The sequence below is a fragment of the Variovorax sp. GW821-FHT06D12 genome, from assembly GCF_059419205.1.
The window spans coordinates 213,011-232,248 of sequence record NZ_JBWKRI010000003.1 but is presented as its reverse complement, the minus strand read 5'-3'; the positions used below and the strand labels follow the sequence as shown (position 1 = coordinate 232,248).

The following is a 19,238-nucleotide window of genomic DNA, read 5'->3' as shown; positions in this document are numbered from 1 at the left end:
GTGTGCGTGCGTGGGTTACTGGCCGATGGTCAGCGTCTTGACCATCAGCGTCTTGGCGGTGTTGAGCACCTCGACGTTGGCCTGGTAGCTGCGCGAGGCCGAGATCATGTTGGTCATCTCCTCGACCACGTTGACGTTGGGCATCGCCACGTAGCCTTCGGCGTTGGCATGCGGGCTCTTGGGGTCGAACACCAGCTTCGCGGGCGACGGGTCTTCGATGACACCGGCCACCTTGACGCCGCCGATGTCGCGCCGGCCCGAGGCCGCCACCTCGAACACCACCTGCTTGGCGCGGTAGGGCTGGCCGTCGGGGCCGGCCACGCTCTCGGCGTTGGCGAGGTTGCTCGCGGTCACGTTCATGCGCTGCGATTGCGCGGTCATGGCGGAGCCCGCCACGTCGAAGATGTTCATGGCTGTACCGCCGACAGGAGCGACTTGATCTTGGCGTTGATGAGGGTCAGGTTCGACTCGTAGCGCAGCGCGTTGTCGGCGAAGGCCACGCGCTCGACGTCCATCTCGACCGTGTTGCCGTCGAGGCTGGACTGGTGCGGCACGCGGTACAGCAGGTCGTCGCCGGCCGTGGCCTGCGCCTGGCCCGCGAGGTGGCGCGACGAGGTGGTGGCCATCGACACCGACGATGCGGCGCGGCCGCGCTCGACGGCGTCGCTCAGGCGCGCGCCGAAGTCGAAGTCGCGCGCCTTGTAGTTCGGCGTGTCGGCATGGGCGATGTTGGCCGCGAGCACCTCCTGGCGCTGGGCCCGGAGATGGAGCGCTTCGCGGTGGAAGCGAAACGCCGCATCCAGCTTGTCGATCATCTTTGTTCCATCTGTTGAGGCGTCGCCAGTGCACGGGGCGCAGCGACCGATGGAAAGCAAGTCTATGCATGCGGCGCGTTGGCAATCGCCCGAACAAAGGGGGGTTTCGCCTGCTGCTCGCACCTTCGCCGGCGGGGCGAATTCATAAGAATCCAGGGGCGCCGGTTGCGGCTTATCTGCACCGGCGCCCTCATTTTTCTGGCCCTCTTCTTTCGCCTTCGATGACCCTCTCGCCGCTTCGCCAACGCCTGCTGCGCACCGCCTGCGCGGTGGGGCTGTCGTGCGCGATGTCGACCGGCGCGATGGCAAGCGACGTGGCCGCGAAGGCGGTCGAGACCTACCTCCAGGTGCAAAGCGCCGGCCTGCCGGGCAAGGTGACGGTCAGCCTCGAAGGACGCGGCACCGAGGCCCTGCCTGCGTGCGAAGCGCCCGAGGTGTTCCTGCCGCCGGGCGTCACGCCGTGGGGCCGTATCTCGGTGGGCGTGCGTTGCCATGCCGAGCGGCCGTGGACACGCTTCGTGCAGGCACGTGTCGCGGTGGAAGGCCGCTACCTGGTGGCGGCGCGCGCCATCGACGCGGGCCGGACGCTGGGCGCCGGCGACGTGGTCGAGCGCACCGGCGACCTCACGCGGCTGCCGCGCTCGGTGGTCACCAGCGCGGCCGAACTGGTCGGGGTGGTGAGCGCCAACCGCGTCGCGCCCGGCGCTCCGATCCGCAAGGAGCTGCTGCGCGGCGTCGCCGTGATCCAGCAGGGCCAGGCCGTGAAGGTGGTGGCGCAGGGGCCGGGCTTTGTCGTCAGCACCGAGGCCAAGGCCCTGAGCGGCGCCGCGGTGGGCGCGGTGGTGCAGGCCAGGACGCTGGACGGCCGGGTGATTCGCGGCGTGGCCGACGAGGAAGGACAGGTCCGGCTGGTGCAGTAGCAGCCGCCGCGTTTGCGCAGGCTTCACTTCATGCACGCCCTTCCTAAAGTTCTTGCACCGGCTGCCGATATACGGGTCAGCCCCTGAGGAATCACCTTGAAAATCGATCCCACCGCCCCTTCGGCCACGCCCCTGCACCGCACGCCCGCACCCGGCGCGCCGGCTCCGTCGACGCCCGCCGAGGCCGTGCAGCGCCCGAAGGAAGCGGCGCCCGTTTCCGCCCTCGTCCATGCGATGCCCGCCGCCGTGGGGGGCAGCGATTTCGACGCCGCGCGCGTGGCCGCGATCCGCGAGGACATCCGCGCCGGCCGCTACGAGATCCGCCCCGAGCGCATCGCCGACGGCCTGCTGGCCAGCGTGCGCGAGCTGCTCGCACCGAAGGGCCAGGCATGAGCACCTTGCTGGCGCACCTGCGCGCGGAAGCGGGCTGCATCGGGGAGTTTCTCGTGGTGCTGGACGAAGAGGCGCAGGCCATGTCGGACAGCGTCTTCGACGCACTGAACGGCATCGCCGGCCGCAAGACCGCGCTGCTGGACCGCATGGCCGAACTCGACCGGCAGCGCGAATCGCTGCAGGCGGCGCGGGGCTTCGGGCCCGGTCGTGCGGGCGCGGATGCCGCCGCTGCAGCAGGCGGTGAACCCACGCACCAGGCCTGGCGCGAACTGCTCGCGCTCGCCGAAGACGCGCGCAACCGCAACCTGCACAACGGCACGCTGGTGTACGCGCACCTGGACTTCACGCAGCAGGCGCTGCACTTCCTGCAGGCCCGCGCCCAACCCTTCTACGGCCCCGACGGCGTGCGCAAGACGCAGGCCGGCGCGGGCACCCGGCTGGCCGCCGGCTGAACAGCAGCCGTGAACGCGTTCGCACGTTTCGCCCCCCGACGCACCGCGATCCTGTGGGTGCTGATGCTGTGGCTCGCGTGCGCCGGCGCCCATGCCTTCGAACTGGCGCCCGCCGTGCGCCCGGACGACGCCATCAACCTGGGCCAGCTGCACCCGGTGCGCGCGGCCGTCGGCGAGACGGCGCGCATCGCCTACTCGGGCGCGGCCATGGCCATCGCGATGTCGGCCGCCTACGTGCCGACGTACCGGCCGGGCGAACAGTCCCTCGGCCTGGCCTTCGGCACCTACCAGGGCTACACGGCCGCGGCGCTGGGCTTCAAGCGCACGTCGGGCGACGGCGACATGGCCTGGGGCATGGGCGTGTCCAGCACGGGCCGGGAGTGGGGCTTCAACGCGGGCATCGGCTGGAAGCTGCCGCGCAGCACCAGCGCCGCCCGCCCCTGACCCTCATGCCATCGCCCCGGGACGCCCTTCACCACCTTCGCATGGATGCCACCGACATGAAGACCTCTCCTTCCACGCCAACGCCCCGCTACGAGAAGGTCGCACGCCGGGGAGTCCGCGCGTGATGGCCGCGCAGCAGGGCGCGCGCCGCATCGCAATGGTGGGCTGCGACGAGGCGCAGCAGGCCGGCTGGGGCAACCGCCTGCGCCTGATGGGCTGCGAGCCCGTGTGCTTCGACGACAGCACGGACTTCCTGCTGGCGATCACCCAGGGCCTGCAGTTCGGCTTGCTGCTGGTGGTGCTGAAGGACGAAGGCGCCTGGCCGATCCTCACGGCGATGTGCCGCGCGCTGCGCATTCCCATCTTCCTGGTGGCGCGCGCCTCGCAGCGCGACCTGCTGGTCGACGTGCTGTCGGCCGCGGGCGGCGAGACGCAGGGCACCAGCATCGACTTCGCGGTGCTGCCCGTCGACGAGTTCGAGGTGGAGTTGCGCGTGCGCGAATCGCTGCGGCGCAACCGCACGCTGCTGCAGCCGCACGCCACGGCCGCGTGCTTCGGCGACTACCAGTTCCTGGGCGAGCGCCGCGTGGTGGTGTGCCACGGCACCGAGGTGCGCCTGAAGCCGCGCGAGTTCGAACTGGCGCTGCTGCTGTTTCGCAACGCCGGCCGGCTGCTGGAGCGCGACTGGCTGCTGGCCTCGCTGTGGGTGGATGCGCGCATCGAACGCACGAGCCGCACGCTGGACTGCTGCGTGGCCAGCATCCGCCGCAAGCTGTCGCTGCACAAGGGCGGCGAGTTCGTGCTGGTCTCGGTGTATGGGCGCGGCTACGAGCTGCGGCACATGGCGCCGGCCGCGCGGCGCGCGTCGGACGTCGACGAGGCGCCGCTGATCGACACCGCGGACTTCCCGGACACCTCGAACGAGCCCGTGTGGCTCGGCGAGAGCGCGCGGGCCTGAACATGCGCCCGCGCGACGAAAAAACCGTGACGACCTCCGGCCTCGAGGAACCACCCCGAAGGGCGGGTGCCGAAGCGTCCTCTACCAACGCCAGAAGACCGTCGCCGCCAGTATCCGCGCCTTACCTGAAGACAGGCTGAAGCCCCGCACAAAACCCTTCTGCTTCCGCACTCAGCCGCCAGTCAGTGAACGCACGTTCAATGGCAGGCCACATCGTGAGGGGGAGATTCATTGCAGGACACCATGAGACTACTCGCAGAGGCATCGCTGATTCTTGCCCTGGCCATCGTCCTCGGCGGGTTGGTGCTCGGGCTGCTGGCGGGCCCGCAGGATTCCGACGACTAGTGGGGTGTCCGGGGTCGTGAAGGGTTAGCAGGTCGGTTCGCCCTGAGATAGATCCGCACGTCCGTGCAGATCGACATGCGCCATGTGTGTCGAGGTACCTCTTCTGCCGCACGGCGGAAGTGCATGACTCCGGCCGATTGCGCCGTCGCACGCAAGCCAAATCGCCTCAAAAAGCGCATCATCGTCACTGACGAACCCATGGTGTGGACTGTTCGCGAGGCAGAGCATGACTTGGTTCAAGAAGCTTGTCTGGATCGGCGCGGGACTCGCCGTGGGAGGCGGGTTTGCCCTGTTCGTGCTGGACGAATTGAAGACGTCCCGGCTGCAATCGGCCCTGTGGCGCGACTTGGCCGAGGGCGCCCGCTTCAGCGTCGAAGACGGTGCCAGCGACGCCATCCGCTTTCCCCGGACCGGGCCCTACGACGAGCGGCTGGGCTACCACCAGCTGCCGGGCTACATCGAGCGCCTGGCGCCGCAGGGCTATGTCGTCACCCGCCAGGCCCGCATGTCGCCGCGGCTGCTCGAGCTGCAGGACTACGGGCTCTTCGCGCCCTACCGCGAGAAAAACCAGGCCGGCCTGACCGTGCGCGACTGCCGGGACACGGCGCTGCTGCACACCCGCGTGCCCCAGCGCGCCTACGAGCGCTTCGAGGAGGTGCCGCCGCTGCTGGTGAGCGCCCTGCTGTTCGTCGAGGACCGCCACCTGCTGGACGCGCAGCCGCTGCAGCGCAACCCCGCGATCGATCCGGAACGCTTCGCCAAGGCGGCGCTCGAGCAGGCGCTGCGCGCGGTCGGCCTGGGCCAGACGGCGACGGGCGGCAGCACGCTGGCCACCCAGCTCGAGAAGTACCGCCATTCGCCGCAGGGCCGCACCGGGTCGGTCGGCGACAAGCTGCGCCAGATGGCGTCAGCCTCGCTGCGCGCCTACCAGGACGGCGACGACACGCAGGCGCGGCGCCGCCAGATCGTCGTCGACTACCTCGACACCGTGCCGCTGGCCGCGCGCCCGGGCATGGGCGAGGTGCACGGGCTGGGCGACGGCCTGTGGGCCTGGTACGGGCGCGACTTCGGTGAAATCAACCGCCTGCTCGCCGACCAGGCGGAAGAGGCGGCAGCGCCCACGGACGAGGCGCTGCGGCAGCAGGCGGAGGCCTTCAAGCAGGCGCTGTCGCTGATGATCGCGCAGCGCCGCCCGTCGCAGCACCTGCTCGGCGACGGCGCCAGCCTGGCGCGGCTGACCGACAGCTACCTGCGGCTGATGGCCGAGGCCGGCCTGATCTCGCCCACGCTGCGCGACGCGGCGCTGCCGCTGTCCTTGCACCTGCAGCCACCGCTGCCGCCGACGCCCCGGCCCGACTTCGTGCAGCGCAAGGCCGCGACCGCGCTGCGCACCCACATCGCCACGCTGCTCGACGTGCCGCGGGCCTACGACCTGGAGCGCCTCGACCTCGAGGCCGAAACCAGCCTGGACGGCGAAGCGCAAGCGCTGGTGGCGCGCGTGCTGGCCGGGCTGCGCACGCCCGCCGCGACGAAGGCCGCGGGGCTAGTCGGCTCCCACATGCTCGACCCGGGCGCCGACCCCAGCCCGCTGATCTACAGCTTCACGCTGTTCGAGCGCAGCGCCGGGAGCAACCTGCTGCGCATCCAGGCCGACAACATCGACCAGCCGTTCGACGTGAACCAGGGCGCGCGGCTGGACCTGGGCTCGACCGCCAAGCTGCGCACCCTGGTGAGCTACCTGGAGCTCGTGGCCGAGCTGCACGCGGGCTGGGTCGACCTGAGCCCGGCCCAGCTGTCGGCGCTGGCGCCGAACCCGCGCGACCCGCTGGGCACGTGGGCGCGGCAGTACCTCCTGCGCACCAAGGATCGGCGTCTTGCGCCGATGCTGGAGGCGGCGATGGAGCGCAAGTACTCGGCGAACCCGGGCGAGGCCTTCTTCACCGGCGGCGGCCTGCACCAGTTCGAGAACTTCGAGCGCTCACGCAACAGCAGTTCGATGACGGTGCGCGAAGGCTTCAAGCATTCGGTCAACCTGGTGTTCATCCGCCTGATGCGCGATCTGGTGCGCCACCGCATGTTCGGCGGTGCGTCGGGCGCCGAGCGCCTGCTGAAGGACCCTGCCGACCCGGGCCGGCGCGAGTTGCTCGCACGCTTTGCCGACCGCGAAGGCTCGGCCTTCCTCACCCGCTTCCATCGCAAGTACCAGCACCTGCCGGCCGCGGACGCCGAAGCGCTGCTGCTGCGCGGCCTGAGGCCATCAGCACCGCGCCTGGCGAGCGTGCTCTTCACGATCGAGCCCGAGGCCGACGACGCACGGCTCGACGCGCTCCTGGTGCAGCGGCTGGGCCGCGGCGCCGACTCGCCGCGCGCATTGGGGGCGCTGCGCCGCACCTACGCCGGCCTGTCGCTGGCCGATCGCGGCTACGTCGCGCGCGTGCATCCGCTGGAACTCTGGCTGGTCGGTTACCTGCGGCGCCACCCCGGCGCCTCGCTGACCGAGGTGCTGGACGCGAGCACGCGCGAACGCCAGGAGGTCTACGCCTGGCTCTTCAAGACACGCCACAAGAGCGCGCAGGACAGGCGCCTGCGCGAGCTGATCGAGCTCGACGCCTTTGCACAGATCCATCGCTCATGGCAGCGCGTGGGTTACCCCTTCGCATCGCTGACGCCGTCCTACGCGAGCGCGATCGGCGCGTCGGGCGACCGGCCGGCCGCCCTGGCGGAGCTGATGGGCATCCTCGCGAACGACGGCGTGCGGCTGCCCACGCAACGGGTCGGCGCCTTGCACTTCGCGCGCGACACGCCCTACGAGACGCGGCTGGAGCCGCGCCATGCGAGCGCGCAGCAGGTGCTGCCCGCCGAGGTGGCTGCCACGGTGCGCCGTGCCTTGGTCGAGGTGGTGAACGACGGCACCGCACGGCGGCTGAAAGGCGCGCTGGTGGACGAGAGCGGCCGCGCCCTCGAGATCGGCGGCAAGACCGGCACCGGCGACCATCGCTACGGACACACCGGCCGCGGCGGACGGGTGCTCTCGGAGCGCAAGATCAGCCGCTCGGCCACCTTCGTGTTCGTGATCGGCGACCGCTACTTCGGCACCATCCTGGCGTATGTGCGCGAACCCCATGCCGCTCGCTATCGGTTCACGAGCGCGCTGCCGACCCAGCTACTGAAGTCGCTGGGGCCGCAGTTGCTGCCGGTGCTGCAGCGCAGGGGGTGCGGGGGGCCGCAGCGGGCGCCATGAGGCGCATGGGCGGCCCAAAGACAAAGCCCCTGTAGCAGGGCTGCTACAGGGGCTTGAATCTGGAGGAGAGGGAGGGATTCGAACCCTCGGTACTATCGCTAGTACGCCTGATTTCGAGTCAGGTACATTCGACCACTCTGCCACCTCTCCGGTGCTGTCGAGCCTCAGATTATAGCCAGAAAAATCTGACTTTTGACGCCCTGCGCTTCAACCGCGCAAAACTTCGAGGCCGCCGAGGTACGGACGCAACGCCGCCGGCACATTGATCGAGCCGTCTTCGTTCTGGTGGTTCTCAAGCACAGCGACCAGCGCACGGCCCACGGCCAGGCCGGAGCCGTTGAGGGTGTGCACCAGCTCGTTCTTGCCCTGGGCGTTCTTGAAACGGGCCTGCAGGCGGCGCGCCTGGAAGGCTTCGCAGTTCGACACCGAGCTGATCTCGCGGTACGTGTTCTGCGCGGGCAGCCACACCTCGAGGTCGTAGGTCTTGGTGGAACCGAAACCCATGTCGCCGGTGCACAGCAGCACCACGCGGTACGGCAGCTCCAGCGCCTGCAGCACGGCTTCGGCGTGACCGGTCATCTGCTCCAGCGCGTCGTAGCTCTTCTCGGGGTGCACGATCTGCACCATCTCGACCTTGTCGAACTGGTGCTGGCGGATCATGCCGCGCGTGTCACGCCCGGCGCTGCCGGCTTCGGAACGGAAGCACGGCGTGTGGGCCGTGAGCTTGATGGGCAGTTGCGCCTCGGGCACGACCTCGTCGCGCACGAAGTTGGTCAGCGGCACTTCGCTGGTCGGGATGAGGTACAGCGCCGAATGGTCGGGCGCGGGCTCGCCGTCCTGGCCGCCCTTCTTCGCGGCGAACAGGTCGCCTTCGAACTTGGGCAGCTGGCCGGTGCCGCTGAGCGTGGCGGCGTTGACCACGTAGGGCACGTAGCACTCGGTGTAGCCGTGCTGTTCGGTCTGCAGGTCGACCATGAACTGGGCCAGCGCGCGGTGCAGGCGGGCGATCGGGCCCTTCATGACGGTGAAGCGCGAGCCCGAGAGCTTGGCGCCCATCTCGAAATCGAGCCCCAGCGGCGCGCCGAGGTCGACGTGGTCCTTGGGCGCGAAGGCCAGCGGCGTGGCGTTGGCGCCGGCGCCGCCCTGGGGCGCCCAGCGGCGCATCTCGACGTTGCCGGCTTCGTCTTCACCGAGCGGCACGCTGGCGTGCGGCAGGTTGGGCACGGCCAGCAGCAGCGCGTGCAGTTCGGGCTGGATTTCCTCGAGGCGCTTGGACTGCGATTCCTGCTCGGCCTTGAGCGCGTTGACCTCGGCCATGAGCGCGTCGACCGACTCGCCCTTGGCCTTGAGCGGGCCGATCTGCTTGTTCAGCGTGTTGCGGCGCGCCTGGATTTCCTCGGTGCGGGTCTGCAGCGTCTTGCGCTCGGCCTCGAGCGCGGTGAACGCCGAGACGTCGAGGTAGGGCTGGTTCTTCTTGCGTTTTTCGAGGCCGGCCACAGCGGAGGCCAGGTCTTTACGGAGCAGGGTGATGTCGAGCATGGGGAGATTTTAGGTGGGCGCCCGGCCCGCGCCCGCCCTCCCCGCTCGCACGCCTGCGGCGACTCAGGCGACCGTGGCCGGATCGACGTTCGCCCCGCAGATGATCAGGCACACCTTCTCGCCCTCGCGCGGCACGTAGGCGCCGGTCTGCAGCGCCGCCAGCGGCAGCGCGGCGGCCGGTTCCACGGCGAGCTTCAGCTCCTTCCACAGCCACTGCTGGGCGGCGCGGATGGCGTCGTCGGACAGCAGCAGCGCGTCGCGCACCTGCTGCTGGGTGATCTCCCAGGCGATGGCGCCGATGCGGCGCGCGCCGAGCGAATCGGCCGCGATGCCGCCGACGTCCACGTCGACCGGCTCGCCGGCCTCGCGGGCGCGGAACAGCGTCGGGGCCTTTTCGGGCTCGAGCGCCACCACGCGGGCGCGCTGCTCGAACCAGCCGGCCAGGCCGCCGATCAGGCCGCCGCCGCCCACGCTCACGAGCACGGCGTCGGGCAGGCCGCCCTGCGCCTCGATCTCGCGGCCGAGCGTGCCGGCGCCGGCCACCACTTCGGGCTGGTCGTAGGCGTGCGTGAGCAAGGCGCCCGTTTCCTTCTGGCGCGCCAGGCAGGCGGCCAGCGCGTCGGGGTACAGCTCGCCGACCACGACCACTTCGGCGCCCAGCGCCCGCAGGCGCGCGCGCTTGGCTTCGGGCGACACGCCCGGCAGGAACACCTGGCAGGGCACGCCCAGCGCCTTGGCGGCGGCCGCCGTGGCAATGCCGGCGTTGCCGCCCGAGGCCACGATCACGCCCGCGGCGGGGATGTCGTTGGCCAGCAGGCGGTTCATCATGCCGCGGGCCTTGAAGCTGCCGCTGACCTGCATGTGCTCCAGCTTGAGCCAGACTTCGGCGCCGGGCGCGGCCACGCCCAGGGCGGCGGCCGGCAGCTTCCACAGCGGCGTTTCACGCAGGAAATGGCCGGCGCGTTCGCCCAGCCTGCGGGAGGCGCTCTCGATGTCGGGGCGCCAATCGGTGTTTTTCATGATGTTCAGGAGATGTGCCCAGGGGGCGGGATGTCGTCGAGCTTGAGGCCCTTGGGAAGCGGGAACTTGATGGTTTCCTCGATGCCGTCCATCTTGCGCACCGACACGGCACCGAAGGCGCGCACGCGCTCGATCACCTCGTGCACCAGCACCTCGGGCGCCGAGGCGCCGGCGGTGAGGCCGATGCGCGACTTGCCCTCGAACCATTCGGGCTTGAGCTCGTCGGCCGAATCGACCATGTAGCTCTCGGTACCCAGGCGCTGCGCCAGCTCGCGCAGGCGGTTGCTGTTGGAGCTGGTGGGGCTGCCGACCACGATCACGAGGTCGACCTGTGGGCTCATGATCTTCACCGCGTCCTGGCGATTCTGGGTGGCGTAGCAGATGTCTTGCTGCTTGGGCTCGCGCACGTTGGGGAAGCGCGCGCGCACGGCGGCGGCGATCTCCGCGGCGTCGTCCACGCTGAGCGTGGTCTGCGTGACCACGGCGAGCTTCTCGGTCTGCAGCGGCGAGGCGTTGGCCACGTCGGCCACGTCCTCCACGAGGTGGATGCCGCTCGACAGCTGCCCCATCGTGCCCTCGACCTCGGGGTGCCCCTTGTGGCCGATCATGATGAATTCGTAGCCCTCTTTGGCGAGCTTGGCCACCTCGACGTGCACCTTGGTCACCAGCGGGCAGGTGGCGTCGAAGATCGAGAAGCCACGGTCGCGCGCCTCCTGCTCCACGGCCTTGCTCACGCCGTGTGCGCTGAACACCAGCGTGGAGCCGGGCGGCACGTCGGAGAGCTCCTCGATGAAGATCGCGCCCTTGGCCTTGAGCTCGTTCACCACGTAGGTGTTGTGCACGATCTCGTGGCGCACGTAGATCGGCGCGCCGAACTTGGCGATGGCGCGCTCGACGATCTCGATGGCGCGGTCCACGCCGGCGCAGAAACCGCGCGGCTCGGCCAGGAGGACTTCCTCGATGTTCGGGTTCATAGCACGCCGATCAGCTTCACTTCGAAGGTGACCGGTTGCCCCGCGAGCGGGTGGTTGAAGTCGAAGCGCACGCCGGTCTCGTTCGACTCGACGACCGCGCCCGCGTAGCTGCCCGAGCCGTCGGGCGTGGGGAACTGCACCACATCGCCGACGGCGTACTGCTCGTCGGGGTCGCCCATCTGGGCCAGCAGCTTGCGCGCCACCCATTGCTGCATGTCGGGGTTGCGTTCGCCGAAGGCCTCGCCGGCGGGCAGCTCGAAGGTGGCGTGCGCGCCCTCTTCCATGCCCATCAGGCGCTGCTCCATGGCCGGCGAGAGCTCGCCGGTGCCCAGCGACAGCGTGGCGGGCTTGTCGGCGAAGGTGTTGATGATGTCGCCCGCCGGACCGGCCAGCCGGTAGTGCAGGGTCAGGAAGGAGCCGGAAGTCACAACTTGGGACATGGGTGCAGCGAAGGTGGGCAAAGACGAGGGAGGTGTCCCGATAAACTGGCCCTCATTTTAAGGATCGGGGCAACACCTCGCCCCGGCCCAGGTTTCAGCAGGGTTTCATGGCATTCAAGGATCTCCCTCTCGACGCCCGGCCGCGCGAAAAGCTCATCGCGCGGGGCGCCGCCGCGCTGGCCGACGCCGAGCTGCTGGCGCTGCTGCTGCGCACCGGCGTGGCCGGCAAGAACGTGCTCCAGCTGGCCCAGCAACTGCTCGAGCGCTTCGGCGGGCTGTCGGGGCTGCTGCACACGGCGCCCGATGACCTCAAGGCGGTCAAGGGCATGGGCGGCAGCGCCAAGCGCTCCGAACTCACGGCGGTGCTCGAACTGGCGCGCCGCGCCATGGGCGAGCGCCTGAAGGAGCGCACGGTGTTCGACTCGCCCGAGGCGGTCAAGCAGTACCTGCAGATGCACATCGGCTCGCGCCCGCACGAGGTGTTCGCGGTGCTCTTCCTCGACGTGCAGCACCGCCTGCTCACGCTCGAGGAGCTGTTTCGCGGCACGCTCACGCAGACCAGCGTCTACCCGCGCGAGGTCGTCACCCGCGCCCTGCACCACCAGGCCGCGGCCGTGGTGCTGGCCCACAACCACCCCAGCGGCAGCATCGAGCCCTCGCGCGCCGACGAATCGCTCACGCAAACCTTGCGCGCCGCGCTGGCGCTGGTCGACGTGCGCGTGCTCGACCACGTCATCGTGAGCCCGGGCCAGAGCTTCTCGATGGCGGAACGGGGGCTGCTCTGATGGCTTCTTCCCGTCCCCCGGCCCTGAAGAACCTGGCCGACCTCAAGCAGGTGCAGCGCGTGCTCGCCGAAACCCGCGAGCGCGAGGCCGCGGAGGCTGCCGCGCGCGCCGCGGCCGAGCGCAAGCGCGCCGCCGAGAAAGACCTGTTCACGCGCGCCATCGGCGCCACCGAGCCGCTGCGCCGCAAGGCCGCCGTGGCGCTCGCGCCCGAGCCGCCCGCGCCCATTCCGTTTCAGCACCAGCTCGACGAGCAGCGCGTGCTGCGCGAGTCGCTGTCCGACGAGTTCGACGTGACCACGCTGCTCGACGTCGACGACGCCATGAGCTTTCGCCGCCCCGGCATCGGCACCGACATCACGGCGCGGCTGCGCAAGGGCGACTGGGCGATCCAGGGGCAGGTCGACCTGCACGGCCTGCGCAGCGACGAGGCGCGCGAGGCGCTCGGCGGCTTCATCCGCAACGCCCACAAGCAGGGGCTGCGCTGCGTGCGCGTGGTGCACGGCAAGGGCCTGGGCTCGCCCGGCAAGCAGCCGGTGCTCAAGACCAAGACGCAGCGCTGGCTGATCCAGAAGAACGAGGTGATCGCCTTCGTGCAGGCCAAGCCGGCCGAAGGCGGGGCCGGGGCGCTGGTGGTGCTGCTGGCGCCCGTGCGGCGCTGACACGGCGCCGCACGGGCCCTGCCCTTACTTGCTCAGATCGACCTTGTAGACCGAGCGGCCCTTGCCACTTTCATCGTCCGCCTTCAGCAGCGAGATGTTCGTCAACCCCGCGTCCGTGGCCGCGCTCAATTGCCCCTGGCCCGACGTGATCGTCACGTTGCCCGCGGTCGTCACCTTGGTGAAGCGCCAGCTGCGCGCCGCGCCGTCGGCCGCGCGCGTGATCGTCTTCTTCGCCTTGATGTACGCGATCAGCACGTCGCGGTTCGCATCGGGCGAGGCGTAGATCGTCGCGCGCCCGTCCAGCGCCGGAATGAAGCTCGCACCGCTGGTCGCGCGGTAGTTGTTCGTGGCAATCACGAACTCCTTCGCCGGGTCGATGGGCGCGCCCAGGTACATGAGGTTCTTGATGCGGCTGCCCACGGCCTGCGTCACGTCGATCTCGTACTGCATGTCGGGCGTGGTGAACATGTCGAAGTTGTAGCCCGGGAAGGTGCTGATCAGCGGCTGGTCGGTCGTGAGCGCCGGGTCGATCCTGTTGAAGCGCTTGGCCGCGGCTTCGAGCCAGCCCTTGATCTCGGCACCCGTCACCTTCACCGCGTACACCGTGTTCGGGTACAGGTACAGGTCGGCCGCGCTGAAGATCGCCAGGTTGCCCACGGCCACGTCGGTGTAGTCGCGCCCGCCTTCGAAGCCCGACTTGAAGGGTGCGCTCACCGACAGCACCGGCAGGCCCGCGTACTGCGGCAGGCTGGCCTGGATGTAGGTCTTCACATAGTCGGCCTGGGCCTGGTTCACGATCTGGATCGCGCCCGGGTCGCCCACGTCGGCGAAGAAGGTGTTCATGCGGAAGTCGGTGCTACCGATCGGCGTCTTCACGTAGTCGATCGCGGCCTGGTGCTGGGTGTCGACCAGCGGCGCCACGCTCGGGTCGGCATCGACGTACACGGCCTTGCCCGCGCCGTCCTTGCCGGTTTGCGTGGAGCGTGCCTCGACCAGCGTCTTGGTCTTGTCCACGCCCCAGGCCTTGCCGTCCCACACGAGCTCTAGCTTCACGAGGCCCAGCGCCTTGCCCCACGAACTGGGCATCACGGCCGGCACGCCGTTGACGGTGCCGGCGGCGTTGTCCACGCCGGGCTGCGTGTAGCCGGGCTTGGCGCCGCGGTCGGGGAACAGGCCGTGCTGGTGGCCCATCATGAGCACGTCGATGCCGGGCACCTTCGACAGGTACAGGCCCGGGCTTTCCATCGTCGGCGAATACGGCGAGGCATCGAGGCCGCCGTGCTGCAGCGCGACCACGATGTCGGCGCCCTTCTCGCGCAGCTCGGGCACGTAGCGCTTGGCCGCCTCGACCGCGCCTTCGGTGCGCAGCTTGCCTTCAAGGAAGCGCTTGTCCCAGTTCATGATGCCGGGCGTGGTGAAGCCGATCACGCCGACCTTCACCGGCACCGTCACGCTCTTGCCGTCCGGCGCGGTGGCCGTGAACTGCTTGGTGACGATGGTGTAGGGCGCCACGAGCGGCTTGCCGCTCTTGAGGCTGTGCACGTTGGCCACCACCATCGGAAAGCTCGGGCCCGCGCACTTCTTGCTGCCGTCCACGCCCTCGACATCGAGGCCGCCGCCGAGCACCTGGTTGAGGAAGTCCAGGCCGTAGTTGAACTCGTGGTTGCCCAGTGTGCCGGCGTCGTAGCCGGTGGCGTTCATCACCTTGTACATCGACAGCGGCTGCGTGCACGGGATGCGGCTGACCAGCGCTTCGTAGTCGGCCAGCGCGGTGCCCTGGATGGTGTCGCCGTTGTCGAACAGCATCGTGTTCGCGAACTCCTTGCGCGCGGCGTTGATGAGCGTGGCGGTGCGCTCGTAGCCGTACGACTTGTCTTCGGCGAGCTTGAAGTAGTCGTAGCTGCGCACGTTGAAGTGCAGGTCGGTCGTTTCGAGCAGCGCGACCGTGGTGCGCGTGCCGGCGGCCACGGGCGCCGGGGCCGGCGCGGGTGCAGGAGGCGGAACGATCGGGGGGAACGTGGTGCCGCCTCCGTTGCCACCGCCACAGGCGGTGAGCACGGCGGCCAGGACGGCGGCACAGGTGGACATGGGGGCGAGGCGCGCCAGCGACGCGGCCACTGCGTTGTTCATCGAGAGGTCTCCCTGCGGATATGAGGAAGGCCAGTCTCCGAAAGCCGGGTGACAGACCGGTGAATCCGGGCCTGCCGTGCAGCGCCGTTGCGACAGCAGTTACGCCAGATGATTCTTTAGTGGTACCGCCGCGTCCGCCACCGCCTCGGGCGCGGGGCTGCGGCCCGCTTCGAGCAGCTTGCGGCTCATCATGTGATCGACCGGCGCGTTCACCGATTCGACGCACACGAGCTGGCCGTCGACGTAGTGGAACAGCGAGAACGCCTCGGGCTTCGGCCCCGCGCGGCGCACGCTCACCAGGCCCGGCGTGCCTTCGGCCGGCATGAGGCCCGCCATCTGCAGGCGCAGACCGCCCTGGTCGGACCAGAACCACGCCACCGCGTCGTGATCGCGTGCGGCGCCGGTCAGCGTGGCCACGGCCGTGCGCGCCTGGTCGTTCGCGTTCTGCACCGATTCGAGCCGCAGCGCGCGGCCCGCGCGGCGGTCGGGGAAGCGCGTGCAGTCGCCCACCGCGAGCACGTCGGCCGCGCTGGTCTGCATGTGGCCGTCGACCACGATGCCGTCGGCGCACTCGAGGCCCGCGGCCTGCGCGAGCGCGGTCTCGGGCACGGCGCCGATGCCCAGCAGCAGCAGGTCGTTCGGCTGCTTCACGCCGTTGACCTCGACCGACACGAGCCGGTCGCCCACGACCTCGAAGGCGCCGGTCTGCGCACCCAGCACGATGTCGATGCCGGCCGCGCGGTGCGTGGCGAGCACATGCGCCGACAGCTCGGGCGACACGGCGCGGCCCAAGAGGCGCGGCGCGCATTCGATCACCTGTACGCGCTTGCCCAGCGCCTGCGCGGTGGCTGCCACTTCGAGGCCGATGAAGCCGCCGCCCAGCACCGTGACCTGCTGCGCATCCGCCAGCCGTGTGCGCAGGCGCTGCGCCTCGTCGGCGGCGCGCAGGCTCGCCACGTTTTCGAGGCCGGCCTGCAGGCCAGGCATCTGGCGTGCGCGCGTGCCGGTGGCCAGCACCAGGCGCTCCCACGGCAGCACCGCGCCCGAGCGCAGCGTGACGGTGTGCGCCTCGCGGTCGATGGCCACGGCGGCGTCGCCCAGGTGCAGCGTGATGCCCGCTTCGCGGTACCAGTCGGCAGCCTTGTGCGGCTGCGTGGTTTCGTCGGCGCTCTTGAGGAAGGCCTTCGACAGCGGCGGGCGGTGATACGGCTCGCAGGCCTCTTCGCAGACCAGGTGCACGCGCGCGCCCTGCCCGGCTTCCGCCAGGCCCGCGCAGAGCTGGGCCGCGGCGTGGCCGCCGCCGATGATGACGATGGAATTCATGGAGAACAGTCTTTCGGGAATCGTTGTCGGGTCACTCACCGCGGTTGCGCATCCAATCCGCGGTCTTGAAGAAGGAGTCGCGCAAGCGTGCGCGCAGGTCTTCAGGCACACCGGTCTCGCCCATCGCCTGGTCCATGCAGGCCAGCCACTGGTCGCGTTCCTTGATGCCGATGGTGTGGCCGCCGATGGCCTGCGGCAGGTGCCGCGCGCGCAGCATGGGGTGGCCGAAGCGGTCGGTGTAATGGGCGGGCCCGCCGAGCCAGCCACAGAGGAACCAGAACAAGCGCTGGCGCGCGTTGTCCAGGTCGGTGCCGTGCACGGCGCGCAGTTGCGCGTAGGCCGGCTCGAGGTCCATCAGGTCGTAGAAGCGCTCGACCAGCGCCTCCACCTTCGGCTCGCCGCCGATCCACTCGAAGGGCGTGCCGGCGGGCGGTTTGTCTTGAATCTGCATGGGCGGGAGTATCCCCTCGGGGCGCTCTAGAGTTGGATCAGATCGGGAATGCCCACATCGGTGCTCACGTCGGCCGTGTAGTCCACGCCGTCGACGGCGAAGCCGAACAGGCGCAGGAACTCGGTCTTGTAGCCCGCGAAATCGGTCAACTCATCGAGGTTGGCGTCGGTGACCTGCGGCCAGAGTTCCTGCACGCGCGCCTGCACCTGCGGTGCCAGTTCCTTGTAGTCGGCCCGCAGGCGGCCTTCGTCGTCCAGGTGCGGCGTGGCGCCGTACAGGCTGTCGGCGTACAGGCCGTGCACCTGCTCGATGCAGCCCTCGTGCGTGCCTTCGGCCTTCATCACCTTGAACAGCAGCGACAGGTACAGCGGCATCATCGGAATGGCCGAGCTGGCCTGCGTGACCACCGCCTTCAGCACCGACACGCGCGCGTCGCCGCCCTTGGCCGCCAGCTGCGCGCGGATGTCCAGCACCTTCTCGTCCAGATCCTTCTTGGCGGCGCCGATGGAGCCGTTCCAGTAGATGTCGTGCGTGATCTGCTCGCCCAGGTAGGTGAAGGCCGTGGTCTTGGCGCCGTCGGCCAGCACGCCGGCCTGCTGCAGCGCGTCGATCCACATCTGCCAGTCTTCGCCGCCCATGACGGCGACGGTGTTGTCGATCTCTTCCTGCGTGGCGGGCTCGAGCACCGATTCCTTCACGGTCCCGCTGTCGGTGTCCAGGCCGCGCAGCGTCACGGCCTTGCCGATGGGCTTGAGCACGGAGTTGAAGACCTGGCCCGTCTTGGGGTGCGTGCGGCGCGGCGCGGCCAGGCTGTAGACCACGAGGTCGACCTGGCCGAGGTCGGCGCGGATGGTCTCGATGGCCTGTTGCTTCACCGCGTCGGAAAAGCCGTCGCCGTTGATCGTCTTCGCGTAGCGCCCCTCGGCCGTGGCGGCGCGGTGGAAGGCGGCGGTGTTGTACCAGCCGGGCGAGCCGGGCTTGGTCGCGCTGCCCGCGCGTTCGAAGCACACGCCCAGCGTGTCGGCGCCGCAGCCGAAGGCCGCGGTGATGCGCGCGGCCAGGCCGTAGCCGGTGGACGCGCCGATCACCAGCACGCGCTTGGCGCCGCCCGCGATGGGGGGCCTGGCTTTGACGTAGTCGATCTGTTGCCGGACATTGGCTTCGCAGCCCACGGGGTGGGTGGTGACGCAGATGAAGCCGCGCACGCGGGGTTGGATGATCATGAAAAGCTCGCTCGGTAAGACATTCGGGGGACGGCGGCGGGGCACGTCGCGGCGTCGCGAATTTAACCCAGCCGGCAACAGGCCGATTCATCAGCCCCATATGCATATGTCGATTGACGATTTAATAATCTTGGGTTTTATTGATATGGTTCCGGCCTGAATTTCACTCTGGAGAGAGGACGATCCCCACCATGCGCCACACCCTGCTTGCCGCGGCCCTTGCCGCTTCCGCCCTGCTGACCGGCGTTGCCGCCCATGCGGACCAGCTCGCCGACATCAAGAAGAAGGGCGAACTCGTGGTCGGAGTGCTCGGCACCGACGAGCCCGCCACCTTCATCGATCCGAAGACGCGCCAGATCGTCGGCTACGAGGTCGACCTGGTGAACGCCATCGCCAAGAAGATCGGCGTGAAGCCGGTGCTCAAGCAGATCGCCGTGGCCGCGCGCATTCCCGAGCTGCAGCAGGGCCACGTGGACCTGGTGGCCGCCGGCCTCACGCACAACAAGGAGCGCGAGGCGCAGATCGACTTCTCGCTCACCACCTTCGTCACCGGCCAGAAGGCCATCGTGAAGAAGACCAGCGGCATCACCGACGTACCGCAGCTCGGCGGCAAGAAGGTGCTGACCATCCGCGGCGGCACGCAGGAACCCAACATCCGCAAGGCCGTGCCCACCGCCGAGGTCGTGACCTTCGACACCAGCCAGCAGGCCTTCCAGGCGCTGCAGCAGGGCAAGGGCGTGGGCTACGTGGACGACGAGGCCGCGCTGCTGCGCAGCTACGCCAAGCTGGGCCCGCAGAAGGCGCAGTACGTGGTGCTCAAGCAGAACCTGAGCACCGAGTCGCTGGCCATCGGCATCAAGAAGGGCGAGAGCGGCCTGAAGACGGTGGTGGACGACACGCTGCGTGAACTCGAGAAGTCGGGCGAAGCGCAGAAGATCTTCCTCAAGTGGTACGGCCCGAGCACGGCATCAGGCTTCCAGACGCGCGACTTCAAGCTCGAGACCGACAAGATCGACTGAGCCCCCACGCTCGGCACACCAGGGGCGGGCCGCCATGCGACCCGCCCTTCGCTTTTGAGCGGCACGGCCCGCATGCGTACCATGTGCGCCCCGGCGCCTTTCGCCGT

19 protein-coding genes and 1 tRNA gene are annotated in these 19,238 nt (G+C 69.6%); 9 read left to right on the top strand and 11 right to left on the bottom strand.

The genetic code is table 11. The annotated features are described in order from the left end of the window. Positions 1 to 15: 15 nt before the first annotated feature. A complete protein-coding gene (flgC, locus tag AC07SQ_RS11805) occupies positions 16 to 411 on the bottom strand; it encodes a flagellar basal body rod protein FlgC (RefSeq protein ID WP_062469232.1) in 396 nt (131 codons plus the stop codon). Beyond that, positions 408 to 815: a flagellar basal body rod protein FlgB gene (gene flgB, locus AC07SQ_RS11800; protein ID WP_159274363.1), complete on the bottom strand. Its 408-nt coding sequence runs from the start codon at positions 813 to 815 to the stop codon at positions 408 to 410. Before flgB ends, flgC begins: the two co-directional genes overlap by 4 nt. A 221-nt stretch (positions 816 to 1,036) precedes the next feature. Here flgB and flgA point away from each other — a divergent pair, with 221 nt between their 5' ends. The 6 genes from flgA to AC07SQ_RS11770 all read left to right on the top strand — a co-directional run bounded on the left by flgA (position 1,037) and on the right by AC07SQ_RS11770 (position 7,568). Next, the gene (gene flgA, locus AC07SQ_RS11795) at positions 1,037 to 1,735 is read left to right on the top strand and encodes a flagellar basal body P-ring formation chaperone FlgA (protein WP_495271120.1); all 699 of its coding nucleotides are present in this window, start codon (positions 1,037 to 1,039) and stop codon (positions 1,733 to 1,735) included. Between the two features lie 96 nt (positions 1,736 to 1,831). Next, complete coding sequence (gene flgM, locus AC07SQ_RS11790) at positions 1,832 to 2,128, top strand: flagellar biosynthesis anti-sigma factor FlgM (protein WP_159278104.1); 297 nt, start codon at positions 1,832 to 1,834, stop codon at positions 2,126 to 2,128. Beyond that, positions 2,125 to 2,580, top strand: a complete 456-nt coding sequence (locus AC07SQ_RS11785; protein ID WP_495271121.1) for a flagella synthesis protein FlgN — start codon at positions 2,125 to 2,127, stop codon at positions 2,578 to 2,580. Before flgM ends, AC07SQ_RS11785 begins: the two co-directional genes overlap by 4 nt. 9 nt (positions 2,581 to 2,589) lie before the next feature. Further along, entirely contained in the window at positions 2,590 to 3,024 is a 435-nt protein-coding gene (locus AC07SQ_RS11780) for a YadA-like family protein (RefSeq protein ID WP_495271122.1), read from the top strand. A 124-nt stretch (positions 3,025 to 3,148) separates the two neighbouring features. Continuing rightward, positions 3,149 to 3,982 carry a winged helix-turn-helix transcriptional regulator gene (locus AC07SQ_RS11775; protein WP_495271123.1) on the top strand — a complete coding sequence of 278 codons (834 nt, stop codon included), beginning with the start codon at positions 3,149 to 3,151 and terminating at the stop codon, positions 3,980 to 3,982. 571 nt (positions 3,983 to 4,553) lie between these two features. Beyond that, the gene (locus AC07SQ_RS11770) at positions 4,554 to 7,568 is read left to right on the top strand and encodes a transglycosylase domain-containing protein (RefSeq protein ID WP_495271124.1); all 3,015 of its coding nucleotides are present in this window, start codon (positions 4,554 to 4,556) and stop codon (positions 7,566 to 7,568) included. Between the two features lie 60 nt (positions 7,569 to 7,628). On the opposite strand, the gene AC07SQ_RS11765 is transcribed toward AC07SQ_RS11770, so the two are convergent. The 5 genes from AC07SQ_RS11765 to AC07SQ_RS11745 all read right to left on the bottom strand — a co-directional run bounded on the left by AC07SQ_RS11765 (position 7,629) and on the right by AC07SQ_RS11745 (position 11,541). Then, positions 7,629 to 7,718, bottom strand: a tRNA-Ser gene (locus AC07SQ_RS11765). Positions 7,719 to 7,775: 57 nt separating this feature from the next. Beyond that, the gene (gene serS, locus AC07SQ_RS11760; RefSeq protein ID WP_062469134.1) at positions 7,776 to 9,107 is read right to left on the bottom strand and encodes a serine--tRNA ligase; all 1,332 of its coding nucleotides are present in this window, start codon (positions 9,105 to 9,107) and stop codon (positions 7,776 to 7,778) included. 63 nt (positions 9,108 to 9,170) lie between these two features. Beyond that, complete coding sequence (locus AC07SQ_RS11755) at positions 9,171 to 10,127, bottom strand: threonine/serine dehydratase (protein WP_435889030.1); 957 nt, start codon at positions 10,125 to 10,127, stop codon at positions 9,171 to 9,173. A 5-nt stretch (positions 10,128 to 10,132) separates the two neighbouring features. Next, entirely contained in the window at positions 10,133 to 11,101 is a 969-nt protein-coding gene (gene ispH, locus AC07SQ_RS11750) for a 4-hydroxy-3-methylbut-2-enyl diphosphate reductase (RefSeq protein WP_307696205.1), read from the bottom strand. Then, positions 11,098 to 11,541, bottom strand: coding sequence for an FKBP-type peptidyl-prolyl cis-trans isomerase (locus AC07SQ_RS11745; RefSeq protein ID WP_062469447.1), 444 nt, complete (start codon positions 11,539 to 11,541; stop codon positions 11,098 to 11,100). Before AC07SQ_RS11745 ends, ispH begins: the two co-directional genes overlap by 4 nt. A 107-nt stretch (positions 11,542 to 11,648) precedes the next feature. Between AC07SQ_RS11745 and radC the strand changes: the two genes are divergently transcribed. Both radC and AC07SQ_RS11735 read left to right on the top strand, forming a co-directional pair. Further along, on the top strand, positions 11,649 to 12,326 hold the full coding sequence (gene radC, locus AC07SQ_RS11740) for a RadC family protein (RefSeq protein ID WP_062469128.1): 678 nt from the start codon (positions 11,649 to 11,651) through the stop codon (positions 12,324 to 12,326). Next, positions 12,326 to 12,985, top strand: a complete 660-nt coding sequence (locus AC07SQ_RS11735) for a Smr/MutS family protein (RefSeq protein ID WP_159274894.1) — start codon at positions 12,326 to 12,328, stop codon at positions 12,983 to 12,985. Before radC ends, AC07SQ_RS11735 begins: the two co-directional genes overlap by 1 nt. Positions 12,986 to 13,009: 24 nt before the next feature. Here the strand turns inward: AC07SQ_RS11735 and AC07SQ_RS11730 are convergent, their stop codons facing one another. The 4 genes from AC07SQ_RS11730 to fabV form a co-directional block, all read right to left on the bottom strand. Further along, on the bottom strand, positions 13,010 to 15,073 hold the full coding sequence (locus AC07SQ_RS11730; protein WP_495260894.1) for a bifunctional 2',3'-cyclic-nucleotide 2'-phosphodiesterase/3'-nucleotidase: 2,064 nt from the start codon (positions 15,071 to 15,073) through the stop codon (positions 13,010 to 13,012). A 141-nt stretch (positions 15,074 to 15,214) separates the two neighbouring features. Then, complete coding sequence (locus tag AC07SQ_RS11725) at positions 15,215 to 16,438, bottom strand: NAD(P)/FAD-dependent oxidoreductase (RefSeq protein WP_495271125.1); 1,224 nt, start codon at positions 16,436 to 16,438, stop codon at positions 15,215 to 15,217. 31 nt (positions 16,439 to 16,469) lie between these two features. Then, positions 16,470 to 16,889, bottom strand: coding sequence for a group II truncated hemoglobin (locus tag AC07SQ_RS11720; protein WP_056578450.1), 420 nt, complete (start codon positions 16,887 to 16,889; stop codon positions 16,470 to 16,472). A 26-nt stretch (positions 16,890 to 16,915) separates the two neighbouring features. Beyond that, positions 16,916 to 18,112 carry an enoyl-ACP reductase FabV gene (fabV, locus tag AC07SQ_RS11715; RefSeq protein ID WP_495271126.1) on the bottom strand — a complete coding sequence of 399 codons (1,197 nt, stop codon included), beginning with the start codon at positions 18,110 to 18,112 and terminating at the stop codon, positions 16,916 to 16,918. 191 nt (positions 18,113 to 18,303) lie between these two features. On the opposite strand from fabV, the gene AC07SQ_RS11710 reads away from it, so the two are divergent. Then, complete coding sequence (locus AC07SQ_RS11710) at positions 18,304 to 19,131, top strand: ABC transporter substrate-binding protein (protein WP_307586262.1); 828 nt, start codon at positions 18,304 to 18,306, stop codon at positions 19,129 to 19,131. Positions 19,132 to 19,238 lie beyond the last annotated feature (107 nt).